General features: G+C 71.6%; 14 protein-coding genes. 6 read left to right on the top strand and 8 right to left on the bottom strand.

The genetic code is table 11. The features are described from left to right. Positions 1-75 precede the first annotated feature (75 nt). Positions 76-2046, top strand: coding sequence for an ABC1 kinase family protein (locus AB0L06_RS12190; protein ID WP_500231007.1), 1971 nt, complete (start codon positions 76-78; stop codon positions 2044-2046). 11 nt (positions 2047-2057) lie between these two features. On the opposite strand, the gene AB0L06_RS12185 is transcribed toward AB0L06_RS12190, so the two are convergent. The 3 genes from AB0L06_RS12185 to AB0L06_RS12175 all read right to left on the bottom strand — a co-directional run bounded on the left by AB0L06_RS12185 (position 2058) and on the right by AB0L06_RS12175 (position 5183). Further along, positions 2058-3170: a lysylphosphatidylglycerol synthase transmembrane domain-containing protein gene (locus AB0L06_RS12185; RefSeq protein ID WP_500231006.1), complete on the bottom strand. Its 1113-nt coding sequence runs from the start codon at positions 3168-3170 to the stop codon at positions 2058-2060. A gap of 47 nt (positions 3171-3217) precedes the next feature. Beyond that, on the bottom strand, positions 3218-3937 hold the full coding sequence (locus AB0L06_RS12180) for a phosphatase PAP2 family protein (protein ID WP_500231005.1): 720 nt from the start codon (positions 3935-3937) through the stop codon (positions 3218-3220). A 76-nt stretch (positions 3938-4013) separates the two neighbouring features. Continuing rightward, the gene (locus AB0L06_RS12175) at positions 4014-5183 is read right to left on the bottom strand and encodes an FAD-dependent monooxygenase (RefSeq protein ID WP_500231004.1); all 1170 of its coding nucleotides are present in this window, start codon (positions 5181-5183) and stop codon (positions 4014-4016) included. Positions 5184-5753: 570 nt separating this feature from the next. On the opposite strand from AB0L06_RS12175, the gene AB0L06_RS12170 reads away from it, so the two are divergent. Next, complete coding sequence (locus AB0L06_RS12170) at positions 5754-6155, top strand: ATP-binding protein (protein WP_500231003.1); 402 nt, start codon at positions 5754-5756, stop codon at positions 6153-6155. Positions 6156-6189: 34 nt separating this feature from the next. Here AB0L06_RS12170 and AB0L06_RS12165 read toward each other — a convergent pair whose 3' ends face one another. Beyond that, positions 6190-7923 carry a pyruvate dehydrogenase gene (locus AB0L06_RS12165; RefSeq protein ID WP_500231314.1) on the bottom strand — a complete coding sequence of 578 codons (1734 nt, stop codon included), beginning with the start codon at positions 7921-7923 and terminating at the stop codon, positions 6190-6192. Between the two features lie 89 nt (positions 7924-8012). Between AB0L06_RS12165 and AB0L06_RS12160 the strand changes: the two genes are divergently transcribed. The 3 genes from AB0L06_RS12160 (at position 8013) to AB0L06_RS12150 (ending at position 9864) form a co-directional block, all read left to right on the top strand. Then, positions 8013-8366, top strand: a complete 354-nt coding sequence (locus AB0L06_RS12160; RefSeq protein WP_500231002.1) for a DUF488 domain-containing protein — start codon at positions 8013-8015, stop codon at positions 8364-8366. Between the two features lie 166 nt (positions 8367-8532). Continuing rightward, positions 8533-9180, top strand: coding sequence for a hypothetical protein (locus AB0L06_RS12155; protein WP_500231001.1), 648 nt, complete (start codon positions 8533-8535; stop codon positions 9178-9180). A gap of 105 nt (positions 9181-9285) precedes the next feature. Next, positions 9286-9864: a hypothetical protein gene (locus tag AB0L06_RS12150; RefSeq protein ID WP_500231000.1), complete on the top strand. Its 579-nt coding sequence runs from the start codon at positions 9286-9288 to the stop codon at positions 9862-9864. 82 nt (positions 9865-9946) lie between these two features. Here AB0L06_RS12150 and AB0L06_RS12145 read toward each other — a convergent pair whose 3' ends face one another. Both AB0L06_RS12145 and AB0L06_RS12140 read right to left on the bottom strand, forming a co-directional pair. After that, a complete protein-coding gene (locus tag AB0L06_RS12145; protein WP_500230999.1) occupies positions 9947-10159 on the bottom strand; it encodes a hypothetical protein in 213 nt (70 codons plus the stop codon). Positions 10160-10326: 167 nt separating this feature from the next. After that, the gene (locus tag AB0L06_RS12140; RefSeq protein WP_500230998.1) at positions 10327-10932 is read right to left on the bottom strand and encodes a TetR/AcrR family transcriptional regulator C-terminal domain-containing protein; all 606 of its coding nucleotides are present in this window, start codon (positions 10930-10932) and stop codon (positions 10327-10329) included. Positions 10933-11020: 88 nt separating this feature from the next. Between AB0L06_RS12140 and AB0L06_RS12135 the strand changes: the two genes are divergently transcribed. Next, the gene (locus AB0L06_RS12135) at positions 11021-11440 is read left to right on the top strand and encodes an ester cyclase (protein ID WP_500230997.1); all 420 of its coding nucleotides are present in this window, start codon (positions 11021-11023) and stop codon (positions 11438-11440) included. Between the two features lie 116 nt (positions 11441-11556). Here the strand turns inward: AB0L06_RS12135 and AB0L06_RS12130 are convergent, their stop codons facing one another. Together AB0L06_RS12130 and AB0L06_RS12125 are read right to left on the bottom strand one after the other, a co-directional pair. After that, on the bottom strand, positions 11557-12162 hold the full coding sequence (locus AB0L06_RS12130) for a dihydrofolate reductase family protein (protein WP_500230996.1): 606 nt from the start codon (positions 12160-12162) through the stop codon (positions 11557-11559). A 102-nt stretch (positions 12163-12264) separates the two neighbouring features. Continuing rightward, complete coding sequence (locus AB0L06_RS12125) at positions 12265-14244, bottom strand: RNA polymerase sigma factor (RefSeq protein WP_500230995.1); 1980 nt, start codon at positions 14242-14244, stop codon at positions 12265-12267. Positions 14245-14259 lie beyond the last annotated feature (15 nt).

The following is a 14259-nucleotide window of genomic DNA, read 5'->3' as shown; positions in this document are numbered from 1 at the left end:
ATTCGCCCGGACGGGGGAAGCGCCTCGGTCGGACGGGTGATCCACTCACGCGACGCCGCCCCTACTTTTTCGGACATGGTGTTCTGGATCGGTCTCGTCGCGGGTTCCACATTGATCATCGGCTTCCTGGCCTTCGGCGCCAGGAGGCTGCTGAACACACGGTTCTCGCTGTTCAGGACGGTCCTGGCCGCGGCTGCCGGGCAGGGCGTGGCAAGTCCCATCCTCAGAGGGCTGATGCACGGGCTGGGTCCGGACAGTCCGCACGTCACGGCCGCGGTCTGGTTCGCCGTTCTCGGCTGGGCGTGCGCGCTGCTCGTCGCGATGATCGTGCTGGTGGTGTGGGAGGCGTTCGTCCCGACCGGGACGGTCCCGTCACCGTTCCTTTGGGTGCGGTCCCTGCGCGCACGAGCCGCTCGCACGCGCCGCTACTGGCAGATCACCTGGATCTTCGTGCGGGCCGGCCTCGGGCCGTATCTGCGTGGAAGGGCACGCCCGGAGGGTGAGTCGCGGTCGCGGCTGGCGCATTCGCTCGCCGCGGCTCTCGACCGCGGCGGGGTCACGTTCGTGAAGCTGGGACAGGTGCTGTCGACGCGGCGGGACGTCCTGCCGGAGGAGTTCGTCGCCGAACTCGGACGCCTGCGCGACCGCGCCGCGCCGGTCCCGTGGGAGCGCATCGAGCAGGTGCTGCGGGACGAGCTGGGCGCACCGGTCGACGAGGTGTTCGCCGAGTTCGAGCGCGAACCGCTGGCCGCCGCGTCCGTCGCGCAGGTCCACACCGCCCGCCTGCGGACGGGTGAGGAGGTCGTGGTCAAGGTGCAGCGCCCAGGCGTCCGGACGGTCGTGGAGCGCGACCTCGACATCGTTAGGCGACTGGCCCGGACGCTCGATGCACGCGCCGGATGGGGGCGTGCCCTGGGCATCGTCGAGCTGGCAGAAGGATTCGCGACCGCCCTCCGCGAAGAGCTCGACTTCCGTATCGAGACACGGAACATGGCCGCCGTCTCGTCCGCGCACCGGAACAGCGACGTCGACGACAGGGTCCACATCCCGCGCCCGCACGAGGACCTGTGCAGCGCACGCGTCCTCGTCATGGAACACCTCCACGGAGTTCCCCTGAGCCAGGCGGGCCCGGCCATCGCACGCCGCGGCCTCGACCAGGCGGAACTCGCCCGCGACCTGCTGGATGAGATGCTCCGCCAGATCATGCTCGACGGGGTGTTCCACGCCGATCCGCATCCCGGGAACCTCCTCCTGCTCGACGACGGCCGGCTCGGAATGATCGACTTCGGCTCGGTGGGACGGCTCGACTCCGGCCTGCGCGCCTCGCTCGGCCGGATCCTCCTCGCCGTGAACCGGGCGGACCCGATCGCGCTGACCGACGCGCTGCTCGAGGTGACGGCCCGTCCGGACGAGCTGGACGAGCAGGCCCTCGAGCGGGCGCTCGGCGCGTTCATGGCGCGGCACCTCGCCGCCGGGCAGACCCCGGACGCGGCGATGTTCACCGAGCTGTTCCGGGTGATGACGCGGTTCGCGCTGGCCGTCCCGGCGGAGTTCGCGGCGGTGTTCCGGGCGCTCGGGACGCTGGAGGGCGGCCTGACCGAGCTCGCGCCCGGCTTCGACATGGTCGGCGAGGCGCGCACGTTCGGCGCCTCCCAGCTGGGCGAACGGCTGCGCCCCGAGTCCCTGCGCGACGCGGCGACCAGCGAACTGGCGGCGATGCTGCCGACGCTGCGACGCATCCCCCGCCGCCTCGACCGGATCACCTCGGCGATCGAGGGCGGACGGCTCACGGTGAACGTCCGGCTGTTCGCGGACGAGCGGGACCGCGCGACCGTCACCGGCCTCCTGCACCAGTTCCTGCTGACGCTGCTGGCGTCCACGGCCGGGGTCATGGCCGTCCTGCTGCTCGGCCTCAAGAACGGACCGGCGATGACCGATTCGGTCGACCTGTACCAGTTCCTCGGCTACGGGATGCTCGTGGTCTGCTCAGTGCTCGCCCTGCGCGTCCTCGTCGGCGTCTTCCGCCCCAAACCCCACCATCGATAGTGGGAAGAACCTCAGAGCGCGCCGATGCGGCGGAGGCGCCGCGCCGCGAGCAGCCCGAACGGGACGGGCGCCCAGAACGTGACGGCCCGGAACAGCAGAACGCCCTGCACAGCGGCGGTCCCGGCGACTCCGGCCGCCACCAGGGTGCCGATCAGGGCGGCCTCGTTCGCGCCCGTCCCGGCGGGCAGCGGCACCGCGGTTCCGGCGGCCGAGCCGACGAGGTAGACGAGCAGCAGCGTCCCGGCGTGCCGGAATCCGGGACCGCCCGGCGACGCGATCACGCTGACCGTGAAGGCCGTGCCCAGCGCGAGCGGCGTGCCGAGCGTCGCGAGGAGGAGCGCCGCGCAGGCCCGCGGCCGGTGCCGGAGCTCGGTCGCCTGGTGGACGGCGTCCGCGACGGCCCGCCGGACACGCCCGCGTAGGCGCGCGAGCCGTCCGTCCGGGGTGGAACGCCGCCGGACGACGTACGTCGCGGTCGTCGCGCCGAGCATCGCGACGGCGAGCCCCGCGGCCGTCCCCTCGGGCACCCGGACGTGCCGCAGCTGCGAGCCGAGCGCGGACGGGTTCGGCATGTGCCCCGCACCGAGCGCGAAGAACAGGCTGAGGCTGGAGACGCCGCCCGCGAGCCGGGTGAGGCCGACGACCGCGACCGCCTCGGCGCCGGAGTGTCCGCGCCGGTTGAGGTAGCGGCTGAGGACGGCGAGGCTGCCGATCCCGGCCGGGACGAGCCGGCTCGCCGCGGCCGCCGCGATCTGCACGGCGAACGTCTCGCCCTTGGGCAGCGGACGCCCGGACGCCGACCGGAGTGCCTTCCCCGTGCACGCGTAGTGCGTGACGGTGAGGAACACCAGCAGCGGGACGACGGCCCACGGCACCCCGTCCAGGCCGCCGAGCGCGTCGCGTCCCCAGCCGCCGAGCAGGTCGAGGACGTCGTCGTCGGCGTAGGGCGCGTCGGCGGCGACCGCGGCGACCGCGCACGCGGCGGCCGTCGCGAACAGCAGGCACCAGGGCCACATCCAGAGGGCGGCGGTCCGGACGCCCGAACGCCGCCACTCGTCGATGTCGATGTCCGTACCGGCGGCGACTCCGACGCCGACGCCGGCGGGAACCTCGGCTCTCGTCATGAGGCCGATGGTAAGCACACGACGGTTATGGGTGCGTTATACGAAAGTCACGCCTGGGCGTCCTGATTTGTTCGCCTTCGAGGCAGGGCCCCTAGGAGACACCCCACCGCGACCACGAAAAGCCACCCGCCCAACACGTCCGTCGGCCAGTGAACGCCCAGGTAGATCCGGCTGAGTCCCACCAGAACGGCCCACACGACGGCGATCGTCACGACGACCGCGCGCACCGCTCCGCGCAGCACCGACAGCGCCGCGACGACAAGCAGCAACGCGGCCATCGCCGAGGTCGTCGCATGTCCGGACGGAAACGACATACCCGTCGGATGGCCGACCCAGTCCCGCATCGGCGGCCGGGGCCGTCCGACCCAGTGCATCACCCCCGACCGGACGAGCTGCACCGCCACGAGCAGCACCAACGCCGCGGCAGCGCCCCCGATCCGCCAGACCCATCCGGTCGCGCCTCGCGGCGCCACCGACGCGATCCCGGGCAACGCCGCGCCCGCCAACGCGCCGGCCGCCAACGCCAGCAGGTACGGAACGGTTCCGGTCCCCGTGTCGGTGATCGCCACCGCGATCGTCCGCATCACGTCCGGCCGATGCCCCACCGACCAGTCGTGCAGTCCCAGGTCACCTGGCAGCGGCCGTCCGTCCCGCATCGCGACCACCACCGCGAGCACGGCGAACAAGGCCGCCGCCACACTCCCGGCGACCGTCCACCGCATCCACCCCGAAGCCGACCGTTCCCGAGCATCGTGCGTGTCTGCCATGTCTCCGCAATAGCCGACGAAGCACGGCCCCGCACCCCCAACACGCGAATTGGGGTGCAGGGCGTCGTCGTGAGGGTCAGTAGGCCTTCAGAGCCACCGAGTTGACGATCTCGCCGAAGTCCTGGAAGTCGATGGCCTCGTCGGGGTGCCCGGCCTCGGCGGCCTGCTGGGCCTCGACGCGGGCCTTGTTCGTCAGCGCGAGCTCCTGGTTGGCGGTGACGTAGCCGCGGAGTTCGCGTTCGTACGCCGCGAAGGCCGCCTCGTGGTCGCCGCGGGCCGCCTTCAGCTCACCGGCCAGGACGTACGCGCCGACCATCGCCATGGACGTGCCCTGCCCCGACAGCGGCGAGCCGCAGTACCCCGCGTCCCCGAGCAGGACGACCCGTCCGGACGACCAGGAGTCCATGTGGATCTGCGCCATCGCGTCGAAGTGGAAGTCCGGGGCGTCCTTCATCGTCGCGACGAGGCGCGGCAGCTCCCAGCCGCCGCCCGCGAGCCGCTCGGCGAGCAGCCGCTGCTGCGCGGCGGTGTCGCGGAAGTCGTAGGCGATCGGCTCCGGAGCCTCGAAGCCCAGGTAGACGCGGACTTCCCGGTTGTCCCGGACGCTCATCACGCCACCGCCCCACGAGCTGCCCGGGACCTGGTGGAAGACCTGCCACTCGTCCAGGCCGAGGAAGTTCGGCGCCGTCCAGACGCCGAGGTAGGTGCCGAGGTGGGTGATGAACCGCTCCTCCGGCCCGAAGGCGAGCCGCCGGGTGTTGGAGTGCAGGCCGTCCGCGCCGACGACCAGGTCGAAGTCGCGCTGGACGCCGGATCCGAAGTACACGCGCACCCCGTCCGCGCCCTGCTCCAGGCCCGCGATCGAGTCGCCGTACAGGTACTCGACGGAGTCCCCGGCGGCCCGGCTCAGGATCAGGGACAGGTCGTCGCGCAGGATCTCGACGTCCGGGCTGTCCAGGTCGCCGCCGGTGATGGTGCGCTCCTCGCTGCGGAACAGCTCCTCGCCGTCGGCGTCCACCATCGACATCCCGCGCATCCGGACGCGTGCCGCGCGGATCTCGTCCAGGACGCCCATCCGGTCCGCCACCTCCAGAGCCGGGCCGCGCACGTCGATCGCCTGCCCGCCGGGACGCGGCCCGTCCGAGATCTCCACGACGGTGACGTCGAAGCCGTGCCGGGTCAGCCAGTAGGCCAGGGCCGGGCCGCCGACGCTCGCACCCGAGATCAGTACGGTGGTGTTCTCCATGGTCCCGCTCCATCCGCTCGTTTCGCTTGCGTGACCTCACGGTCGCCGGGCGCGCTGACCGTCCGCTGACCGATCGCGCACCGTCCGGCCGTGCCCCCCATCGGCGGCGGGATCCGCGGAACCGCGGACGTGACACGCCCGGGCCTCCGACGAATCGTCGGTGCGGACGGCGGTATTTCGCGTTCTTCAGCACCCCGCGGGCACCCGGCGAACGCGGTGTTCACGCACGTCACAGGCGTCAAGGCGGATCCCGGGCGGGGAGGTTCCGGGGCGTTGTGCTGCGCGGCGTTCCGAATCCGGCCTATCTTTGAGCGGTCTCCGCCGGTGCCTCGCACCGAGGGTCCGGCACCGGCCCGGCGCTTACCCAGCGCCCGAGGCCGTCTCCGGGGACAGGCGGGACCACGCCCTCAACAGGTCAGGACCAAGGTCTCGTGGCGCGTTGCCCGGTCACGCACCGGAGGTGAACGATCGCGATGCGTCTCCGCTCTCACAGTGTGGTGATCCAGTGACTCTCGGCACAACGGCATCCGCTCCCCGCCCGTCCGCCCGCGTCCGTCCCGGCTGCGGGTCGTGACCGGCGTGATGCAGCTGCTCGGGGACGAGCTCGTCCTCACCGGCGGCCGGACGGAGGGGCAGGCCGTGCGGCGCACGGTGCGCGAGCGCGCGGCGAAGCTGATCGACGACGAGGCGCTGCTCGACGACGTCGAGCTGATGGGCGCCGAGGCCATCGCGAACGCCGTGCTGCACGGCACCGGGCCGATCCGGGTCCGGATCACGGCCGACGGCCGGCGGCTGCGGGTCGCGGTCCGCGACGGCGGCCCCGCCCGGCAGGACGACCCGCACGGCACCGACCGCATCGACCACGGCCGCGGCCTCACGGTCATCGACGTGCTCGCCTCCGAATGGGGCTTGGAGCAGTCCTCGACCGGCACGCATCTATGGTTCGACGTCGACCTGCCGGGCCCGCACTGACCCGCTGACACCTGCCGCCCACGACGGGCGATGCTCAGGGCCGGGGAATGTTGCGGATGTTGCTGCGCGCGAGGTCGAGCATCTTGCCGACGCCGCCGTTGAGGACGGTCCGTCCCGCGGCGAGCGCGAAGCCCTTGACCTGGGCGCCGGTGATCCGTGGCGGGATGGAGAGCGCGTTCGGGTCGGTGAGCAGGTGCACCAGGTAGGGGCCGTCCGCGGCGAACGCGTCGGTCAGGGCCGCCCGGACGCGCCCCGGGTCCTCGACGCGCTCGGCCTCGATGCCGACCGCGCGCGCGATGCCCGCGTAGTCGACCTCGCCGTTGTCGGTGCCGTGGGCGGGCAGGCCGTCCACGAGCATCTCGAGCTCGACCATGCTGAGCGACCCGTTGTCGAACAGGACGATCTTCACCGGCAGCCGGTGCTGCCGGATCGTGATGAGGTCGCCGAGCAGCATGCTCAACCCGCCGTCCCCCGACACCGAGATCACCTGGCGGCCCGGATACGCGAACTGCGCGCCGATCGCGTGCGGCATCGCGTTCGCCATCGAACCGTGCAGGAAGGACCCGATGATGCGGCGCCTCCCGTTCGGCGTGAGGTAGCGCGCGGCCCACACGTTGCACATGCCGGTGTCGACGGTGAAGATCGCGTTCTCGGCGGCGACGTCGTCGAGGACGGACGCGGCGTACTCGGGGTGGATCGGGGTGTGGTGCTCGATGTCGCGGGTGTAGGCGTCGACGACCTTCTCCAGCGAACGGGTGTGTTTGCGGAGCATCCCGTCCAGGTACGACACGTCCGTCTTCTGCCGGACCTTGCCGGTGAGCTGACGCAACGTCTCCCCGACGTCCCCGTGGACGGCCAGCTCCAGCGGTGTGCGGCGGCCGAGCCGGGACGCGTCGGTGTCGATCTGGACGGTCCGCTTCCCCGGCAGGAACTGGTCGTACGGAAAGTCCGTGCCCAGCAGCAGCACCAGGTCGGCCTCGCGCATCGCGTCGTAACAGGCGCCGTAGCCGAGCAGCCCGCTCATCCCGACGTCGAACGGGTTGTCGTACTGGATCCACTCCTTGCCGCGCAGCGTGTGCCCGATCGGCGACAGCACCTTCCGGGCCAGGCCGATCACCTCGCCGTGCGCGTCCCGCACGCCGTCGCCGCAGAACAGCATCACCCTGTCCGCGCGGTTGAGCAGGCTCGCGAGCTGGTCGACCTGGTCGGCGGGCGGATGCAGGACACCCTGCCGGACGAGCAGGGCGGAGTGCCCGACGGAGGCCGCGACGTCCCGGTCGGCGACGTCGCCGGGCAGCGCGAGCACCGAGACGCCGCCGAGCCCGACCGCGTGCTGGACGGCCGTCCGGACGATCCGGGGCATCTGCTCGGGCCCGCTCACCAACTCCCGGTAGACGCTGCACTCGGCGAACACGCGCTCCGGATGGGTCTCCTGGAAGAACCCCATCCCGATCTGCGCGCTCGGGATCTGGGAGGCGATCGCGAGCACCGGCGCGCCGGTGCGCTGCGCGTCGTACAGGCCGTTGATCAGGTGCGTGTTGCCCGGTCCGCAGCTGCCCGCGCAGACCGCGAGCCGCCCGGTGAGCTGCGCCTCGGCGGCGGCCGCGAACGCCCCGGACTCCTCGTTGCGGACGTGCACCCACTCGATCCCGTCGGCCCGCCGGACGGCGTCCACGACCGGGTTCAGGCTGTCCCCGACCACGCCGTAGACGCGCCGGACACCCGCTTGGCGCAGGATCTCGATGAGCTGCTCGGCGACCGTCGCCATATCCACGCCTCCCGAAACTAACGATCTTCCTGGGCAGGATCCCCGGGCTCGGACGGGGCTAACCGTCACGCCGCGGGTAGGAGACACGCATGGGGGAATTCCGGATGCGGCGCGCCTATGACGCGCCCGAGGCGGCGGACGGCGCGCGCGTGCTGGTGGACCGGCTGTGGCCGCGCGGCCTGTCCAAGGAGCACGCCGAGCTGACCGAGTGGGACAAACAGGTCGCCCCGTCGGACGAACTGCGCAAGTGGTACGGCCACGACCCGGCGAAGAAGGCCGAGTTCGCCGACCGCTACCGCGCCGAACTGGACGACCCGGAACGCGTCGAGAGCGTCCACCACCTGCGCGAACTCGCCGAGAGCCGGCCGGTCACGCTGCTCACCGCGACCAAGGAGATCGAGGAGAGCCACCTCCCCGTCCTCCGTCACCGCCTCCTCGGCTGAGGGCCGGGGGCCACTTCCTGTCGTGCGGCGTCGCGTCGATCGAATGACGCGGTGTGTGCGGTTCGGTATGAAAAGGTTCAAACCTCAGGAGTACGTTTTTGAACCGCCTCTCGCCCCGAACCGTCATAGTCGGGACTCCGGGACCGAGCACGATATGGGAGACATTTTGACCAGTCCGAACACCAACTCCGGGCCGGGCTGTCTCCTCTGGCCCGTCATGGTCGTCGTGCTGCCGTTCCGGCTGGCCTGGGAGCTGCTCAAGCTGCTCGGACGCGGCATCGGATGGGTGCTCGTCCAGTTCGGCCGCTACATCCTGCGCCCGATCGGCCTCGTCCTCTACTACCTGCTGGTCAAGCCCGCGATCTGGGTGTGGGAGACGCTGCTGCTCCCGCCGCTGCGGCTGCTCGGCGCATTCCTCGCCTGGATCGGACGCGGCCTCTGGGCCGGCCTGGCCTGGTTCGGCCGGTACGTGCTGCTTCCGATCGCGACCGGAATCGCCTGGGTGCTGAACATCCTGATCGTCCTGCCGCTGACGCTCTTCTGGCGGTACGTCCTGGCCCCGATCGGCCGCGGCCTGGCCTGGATCTGGGAGAACGCCCTGTACCCGGTGCTGAGCTGGGCCTGGTGGGCCGCCGGACGCGTGCTGTACTACACGCTGGTCGTCCCGCTGAAGTACCTGGTCGCGCTGCCCGTCCGCTGGGTCTGGGTGAACGTGGCCCGTCCGATCGGCCGCGGAATCCGCGCAACCTGGAACGCGACGCTCGGCCCGGTCTTCCGCTGGCTGAACGAGGCCTTCTCCACCCCGGGACGCTGACTACTCAGGCGACCTGAGTACACCAACGGATTCCGGACGGTCCGCACCCGTCGGCACGATGGTCGTCCTCGCGGATAGATTCCGCTCCGACCAGGAAGACCCACCGTGCCGCGCATCACCCTCGGCCGCCTCATCACGGCCGTCACCCTCATCTACGTCGCCGTCCTGGTGCTGCTCTTCTTCCTGTCCTTCGCCGACGCGGAAACCGAACGGCCAAAGATGCTGGCAGAGTTCGTCGGCCCGGTCTCCTACCTGCTCAGCCCCCTGGGGCTTCGCATCGACGAGGACGGGGGATCGGGCCATCTGCTCAAGATCACTCTGCTCGTCCTCGGCTTGCTGCAGGCTCTGGCCTTCTGGGGCCTGCTTCGCCGGCGGACGCGCCACTGGCACGACCCGATCAGGACGTACGTCCGACGCTTCGCGCACGGGCCCGCGATCTTCAGGGTCGCCGCGTCCTACGGCGTGCTCGTGTCGGCCGTCGCGGTGTGGGTGCACATCACCGCCCTCACGAACAGCGGCAGCATGGCCGGGATCTGGCTGTTCCCGCTGCTCGGCCCCGCGCTCATCCCGCTCTTCGCCTTCGACATCGAGCTGTACGGCTACCTGACGTTCGCCGGGCCCATCCAGGCGTGGCTCTTCTGGCGTCTGCTCCGAGGGCGCCGCATACCAGCCGAATCTGAGTAGGAGAGCGGATACGCGGACCCCGGACGATCGGGGAGCATCGTCACGGCGCGGATACCACGGGGGCATCCGCGCCACACTTCTGTTACCTGCTCAACAGACGTTTGGTGACCTCGCGGGCAGCGGTCTCCTCATCACCGTCCTTGACCGGGACCCACAGTCGCCGGACGGTCCCGTCGGACAGCTCCCCCCGCCACCATCCCTCCTTCTCGGCCCAGAACTCGGCGAGCAGCCGCATCTGGTCGTCCCGGATCGCATAGGTGCCGTCACGAGTGCGCCACAGAGTGACCACCCTCATGCGCCCTCCTGTCAGCCCCCCGAAGCCGGACCCCCCAAGCATGCGCCGCGACACCCTCCGCGCGGGCGGGATTCCCGTGACCGTCCGCCACTTCGGCCTTCAGAGCCGAGGAACCGGCCCCGCCTCCACGTCCACGACCACTGCGGTGATCGCGTGCACGCGGACCATCATCGTTCACCGACCGGGGCAAGACCGGTCAAAATGGCGGTGAGGGCGCGTTCGAATCGGGCCTCGTGGTCGGACGGGGTGCCCAGACCGTCCGCCACCGCCTGCGCGAGGCGCGGGTGTTTCTCCAGGTCGGGCGCCTCGGGCTCGCTGTCGGCAGGCACCTCGGCGAGGACGTGGCCGACCGTGAACGTGGCGACCGTGTTGAGCAGCCCGAGGGATTCGAGCGGCGTCAGGCCGATATCGGCCAGCGCCGCGAGCGCCTCCTCGAGCATGTCGAGGCCGCCCGGAGTGTTCATCGGACGCGACGCCAGCAACGGCACGACGCGCGGGTGCGCGAGCAGTTCGCGACGCAGCGACCGGGCGAAGTCGGCGATCCAGTCGAGGCTGCCGGGCACGGGACGCGGGCGGGCCCCGGAGATCACGCGCTCGACGAGACCGTCCAGCAAGGCGTCCTTGTTCGGAACGTAGTGGTAGAGCGTCATCGCCTCGACGCCCAGCTCGGAGCCCAGGCGGCGCATGGACAGCTTGGCCGGGCCGTCGCGGTCGACCAAGGCCAGCGCGGCGTCCAGGACCCGTTCCCGGGTGAGGCCGACGGGTTTTCCCACAGGTTCCCCTTCCGACTTGACTCTCTTACGGCGTAAGACGCATCATAGACGCGTCCGAACGTCTTACAGCGTAAGAGAGAGGGTGGACATGTCCGCCACCGATGTCGTCACCGCGTTCTTCGCCGCCGTCAACGAGCGCCGGCTCGCCGACCTGCGCCACTGCATGGCCGCCGACGTGGTCGACCACAACAAGATCATCCACGGCGAGCCGGACGAGCCCGGAGCGGCGTTCGACGCCATCGCCATGCAGCTGGAGGCGTTCGGCGACCACCACTGCCGGGTCGACCAGCTCGTCGCCTCCGGCGACACCGTCGTCGCCCGCTGCACGCACACCGGCACCCACACGGGCGCGCACCCGCGCATGCCCGTCCCCACTGGCCGCGGCTTCGAGACCGAGCTGATCTTCGTCTTCACGCTGCGGAACGGCATGATCAGCGAGATCCGCGCCGTCTCCGACCGCCTCGGCCTCTTCGCCCAGCTCGGCTGGGCCTGGCCCACCGCCGCATGACCCCCGCCCGCACCCGCCGACCGCCGCCCCCGCCAGGCTCGGTCCTCAAACCTCGACGTCCAGGAACGGCGCTCCCGGGTTTCGGCGTTCGGGGACGGCGGGTCCCGCTTCGCGGGTCAGCCGCGGCGGACGCGATAGCGAAGGTGCGTGACGTCCTTGCCCTGGACGGTCCTGATCGGCCCCTCCAGGTCGACCGGGCCGTTCTCGAGCGGGCCGAAGTAGGGCACGCCGCCGCCCAGCATGATCGGGACGAGCGCCATGCCCACCTCGTCCAGCAGTCCCGCGTCAAGGCACTGCGTGGCGATCGTCCCGCCGTTCACCCCGACGTCCCTGCCGTTCGCGACCTCCTTCGCCGTCGCGACCGCCGCCTCCACGCCGCCCTCGGTGACGAAGGTGAACGGCGCGGTGCCGAGGTGCGGCCACTCCTTCGGCGCCTCGTGGGTCAGCACGACCACCGGGACGTCGAACGGATGCCGTCCCTCCCACCCGTTGGTGAGGTCGAACAGCCTGCGCCCGACGAGGAGCGCGCCGGTACCGGCGATCGCCTCGCGCACCACGCGCGTGCTCACCTCGGTCATCCGGAAGGTGAGCCCCGGCAGGGCCGTCTCCCAGACGACGTCGCCGTTCTCGTACCACCGGAACAGCCGGTCGAAGCCCGTCTCGTCAGGCCCCGCGATGTACCCGTCCAGAGAGACCGACATTTCGGTGTAGACGATGCCCATCGCTCCACCCTTTCGCCGTCAGGCCGAGAGACCTCCGCGCCGCGCCGAAGTCATCGCACGTCTCCAAGCGGTTCGCCGCCGTCCGCGTCCGGCGCGTCCGGCTCAGCGCGGCCCGCCTCCGACCGCTCCCGCCACGTCAGGCCCACCGCCCTGCCCGGACGGCACCGCCGCCCCGGTCAGCTCAGAGACCGCATCCGGCAGGTCCTGAACCACCTTCGGCACGTTCTGGACCACGTTCGGCACATCTCGCACGACCTTGGGCACGTTCTGGACCACCCGCGGAACGTCCTGAAGCGTCTTGGGAACGCCCTCGACAACCTTCGGCACGTCCTGGAGCGTCCTAGGGACACTCTGAACGATGTCCGGAACGTCCTGAAGCACACGCGGCACGGCCCGCACCACCTGCGGAATGCTCCGAACGACGTCGGGAACGTCCCGCACGACCTGCGGCACCGCGTCGACAATCTGCGGAACCGTGTCGACGATCTGCGGGACGGCACGAAGGAGGTGCGGCGGAGCGAACGGCACGGGGAGAGGATCGGTCCCAAGCAGCTCCGGAGGCCGGACGGGCAGCACGGGCCCGCCCGGCACACCCCCGGAGATCGCCGGGACATCCGGATACTTCGGCGGATCAATGATCACCGGCGTCCCTGCCCCCTCCGGCGGAGTCAGCGACACGGCCGGAAGTTCGGCGGCCGGGAGTCCGACACCCGAGTCGTGCGCCGGCCTGTCGGGGAGCGGTTCCGGGAGCTCACCGTTCAACGGGCTGGTGATGCTGTGGCCGCCGTGGCCGGGCACGAGGCCCAGCCCAATGCTCGGTGTGGACGCGGGCACCAGGAACAGAGGAACGAGCGCGGTCCCGACGGTCGCGGTGGCGGCGGCGGACGTACGCACCCCGGTGACGGCCGCCGCCCCGGTCAGCGTCGTGCGCAGGCCGGCGCGACGTGTCCGCCGGGTGGCCGGCGAGGTCGCGTCGGGCTGCCGGGGCAGCCCCTGCGGAGTGAGCCGTCCACCCCGCGCGCGAATCTCGGCCCGGTAGGGCGCGAGTTCGGGATCGGCGAGCGTGTGCAGCACACGCATCCGCAACCGCTGCGGCGGAGGCGGGACGACAGGCGTGACAAGCAGCACCTCCACCCGCAGCGCCGAATCGCCCATGCCGCCGCTCGACACCCCGCGCCCAGATCCCCCACCAGGCGATGTTTCGTACGGCCCGGACAGGGTTCCAGCGGGCGGACGCGACGCGAAAAGCACCCCGTCCGGCTCATGCGCGAAGTTGTGAGGAGATGGCCCGGGCGGCACGAAGGGCCGCTCATCCGGGGGCGTCCCGTAGGGCGAATACGCAGCTTGACGTGCGGGATCGGGCGCGGTGTACGGGAGGCCGTTCGGCGGTGTCGCGCCACTCACCTTGAACGGAGAGGGGGACGAGGAGATGCGCAGGTCACCATCCGTCGCCGCCGAAGCGGCGGTGTGAGCGGCGACGATCTCGGCCGCGTGACGCCAGGCGAGGGCGCAGCGGCGGCGAAGCCCTCGGGCCGGACGGCCGAGGACGCCCTCCAGGTCGTCCGTGGTGAGGCCGTGCCGTCCGGTGAGCAGGAGCAGTTCCCGCTCGGTCGGACCCGTGACCGCCATCAGGTGGTCGAGGGTGTCGCGCACCTGAGCGGAGACGGCCGGGCGCGGGTCGCCGTGTGCGGCCGACCAGTCCCAGTGCGGTCGCGGGAAGGTGCGGCGGCGGATCCGGGCGCGGGTCGCGGCGTACAGCCACGCGCCGAGCCGCTCCCGGTCGCGGGCGCGCGCGGCCCGCCGCGCCGCGTCCACCAGCACGTCGTGGACGATGTCGGCGGCCGGCCCCTCGCGCAACACGGACGCGGCGTAGTCGTGCAGGCGGGCGGCGTACGCGTCGTAGAGCCTGCCCTCCGCCCCCGCCTCATGGGACGCGAGGGCGAGCAGGATCTCGCGGTCGCGGGCCGGGTCGGGCGCGGGCCAGAGCGGCTCGGCGGGCCACGGTTCATTGCGGTCCCGCCGCCGGACCCGGGCGTGCCGGCCCGTCGTGTCGCCGGTTCCGGTGCCGCTGGAAAAGGTCACTTTCACAACGCCCCC

This window comes from Spirillospora sp. NPDC052269 (genome assembly GCF_040679435.1).
GTDB lineage: Bacteria > Actinomycetota > Actinomycetes > Streptosporangiales > Streptosporangiaceae > Spirillospora.
Note: the sequence above shows the minus strand (reverse complement) of the source record. Positions and strands in the feature narration are given on the sequence as shown.

Coding starts and splice junctions, on each gene's coding strand:
- AB0L06_RS12190 (WP_500231007.1), top strand. CDS start 76: ATGGTGTTCTGGATCGGTCTCGTCGCGGGTTCCACATTGATCATCGGC.
- AB0L06_RS12130 (WP_500230996.1), bottom strand. CDS start 12,162: ATGGGCATCGTCTACACCGAAATGTCGGTCTCTCTGGACGGGTACATC.
- AB0L06_RS12135 (WP_500230997.1), top strand. CDS start 11,021: ATGTCCGCCACCGATGTCGTCACCGCGTTCTTCGCCGCCGTCAACGAG.
- AB0L06_RS12145 (WP_500230999.1), bottom strand. CDS start 10,159: ATGAGGGTGGTCACTCTGTGGCGCACTCGTGACGGCACCTATGCGATC.
- AB0L06_RS12165 (WP_500231314.1), bottom strand. CDS start 7,923: ATGGCGACGGTCGCCGAGCAGCTCATCGAGATCCTGCGCCAAGCGGGT.
- AB0L06_RS12175 (WP_500231004.1), bottom strand. CDS start 5,183: ATGGAGAACACCACCGTACTGATCTCGGGTGCGAGCGTCGGCGGCCCG.
- AB0L06_RS12160 (WP_500231002.1), top strand. CDS start 8,013: ATGGGGGAATTCCGGATGCGGCGCGCCTATGACGCGCCCGAGGCGGCG.
- AB0L06_RS12180 (WP_500231005.1), bottom strand. CDS start 3,937: ATGGCAGACACGCACGATGCTCGGGAACGGTCGGCTTCGGGGTGGATG.
- AB0L06_RS12185 (WP_500231006.1), bottom strand. CDS start 3,170: ATGACGAGAGCCGAGGTTCCCGCCGGCGTCGGCGTCGGAGTCGCCGCC.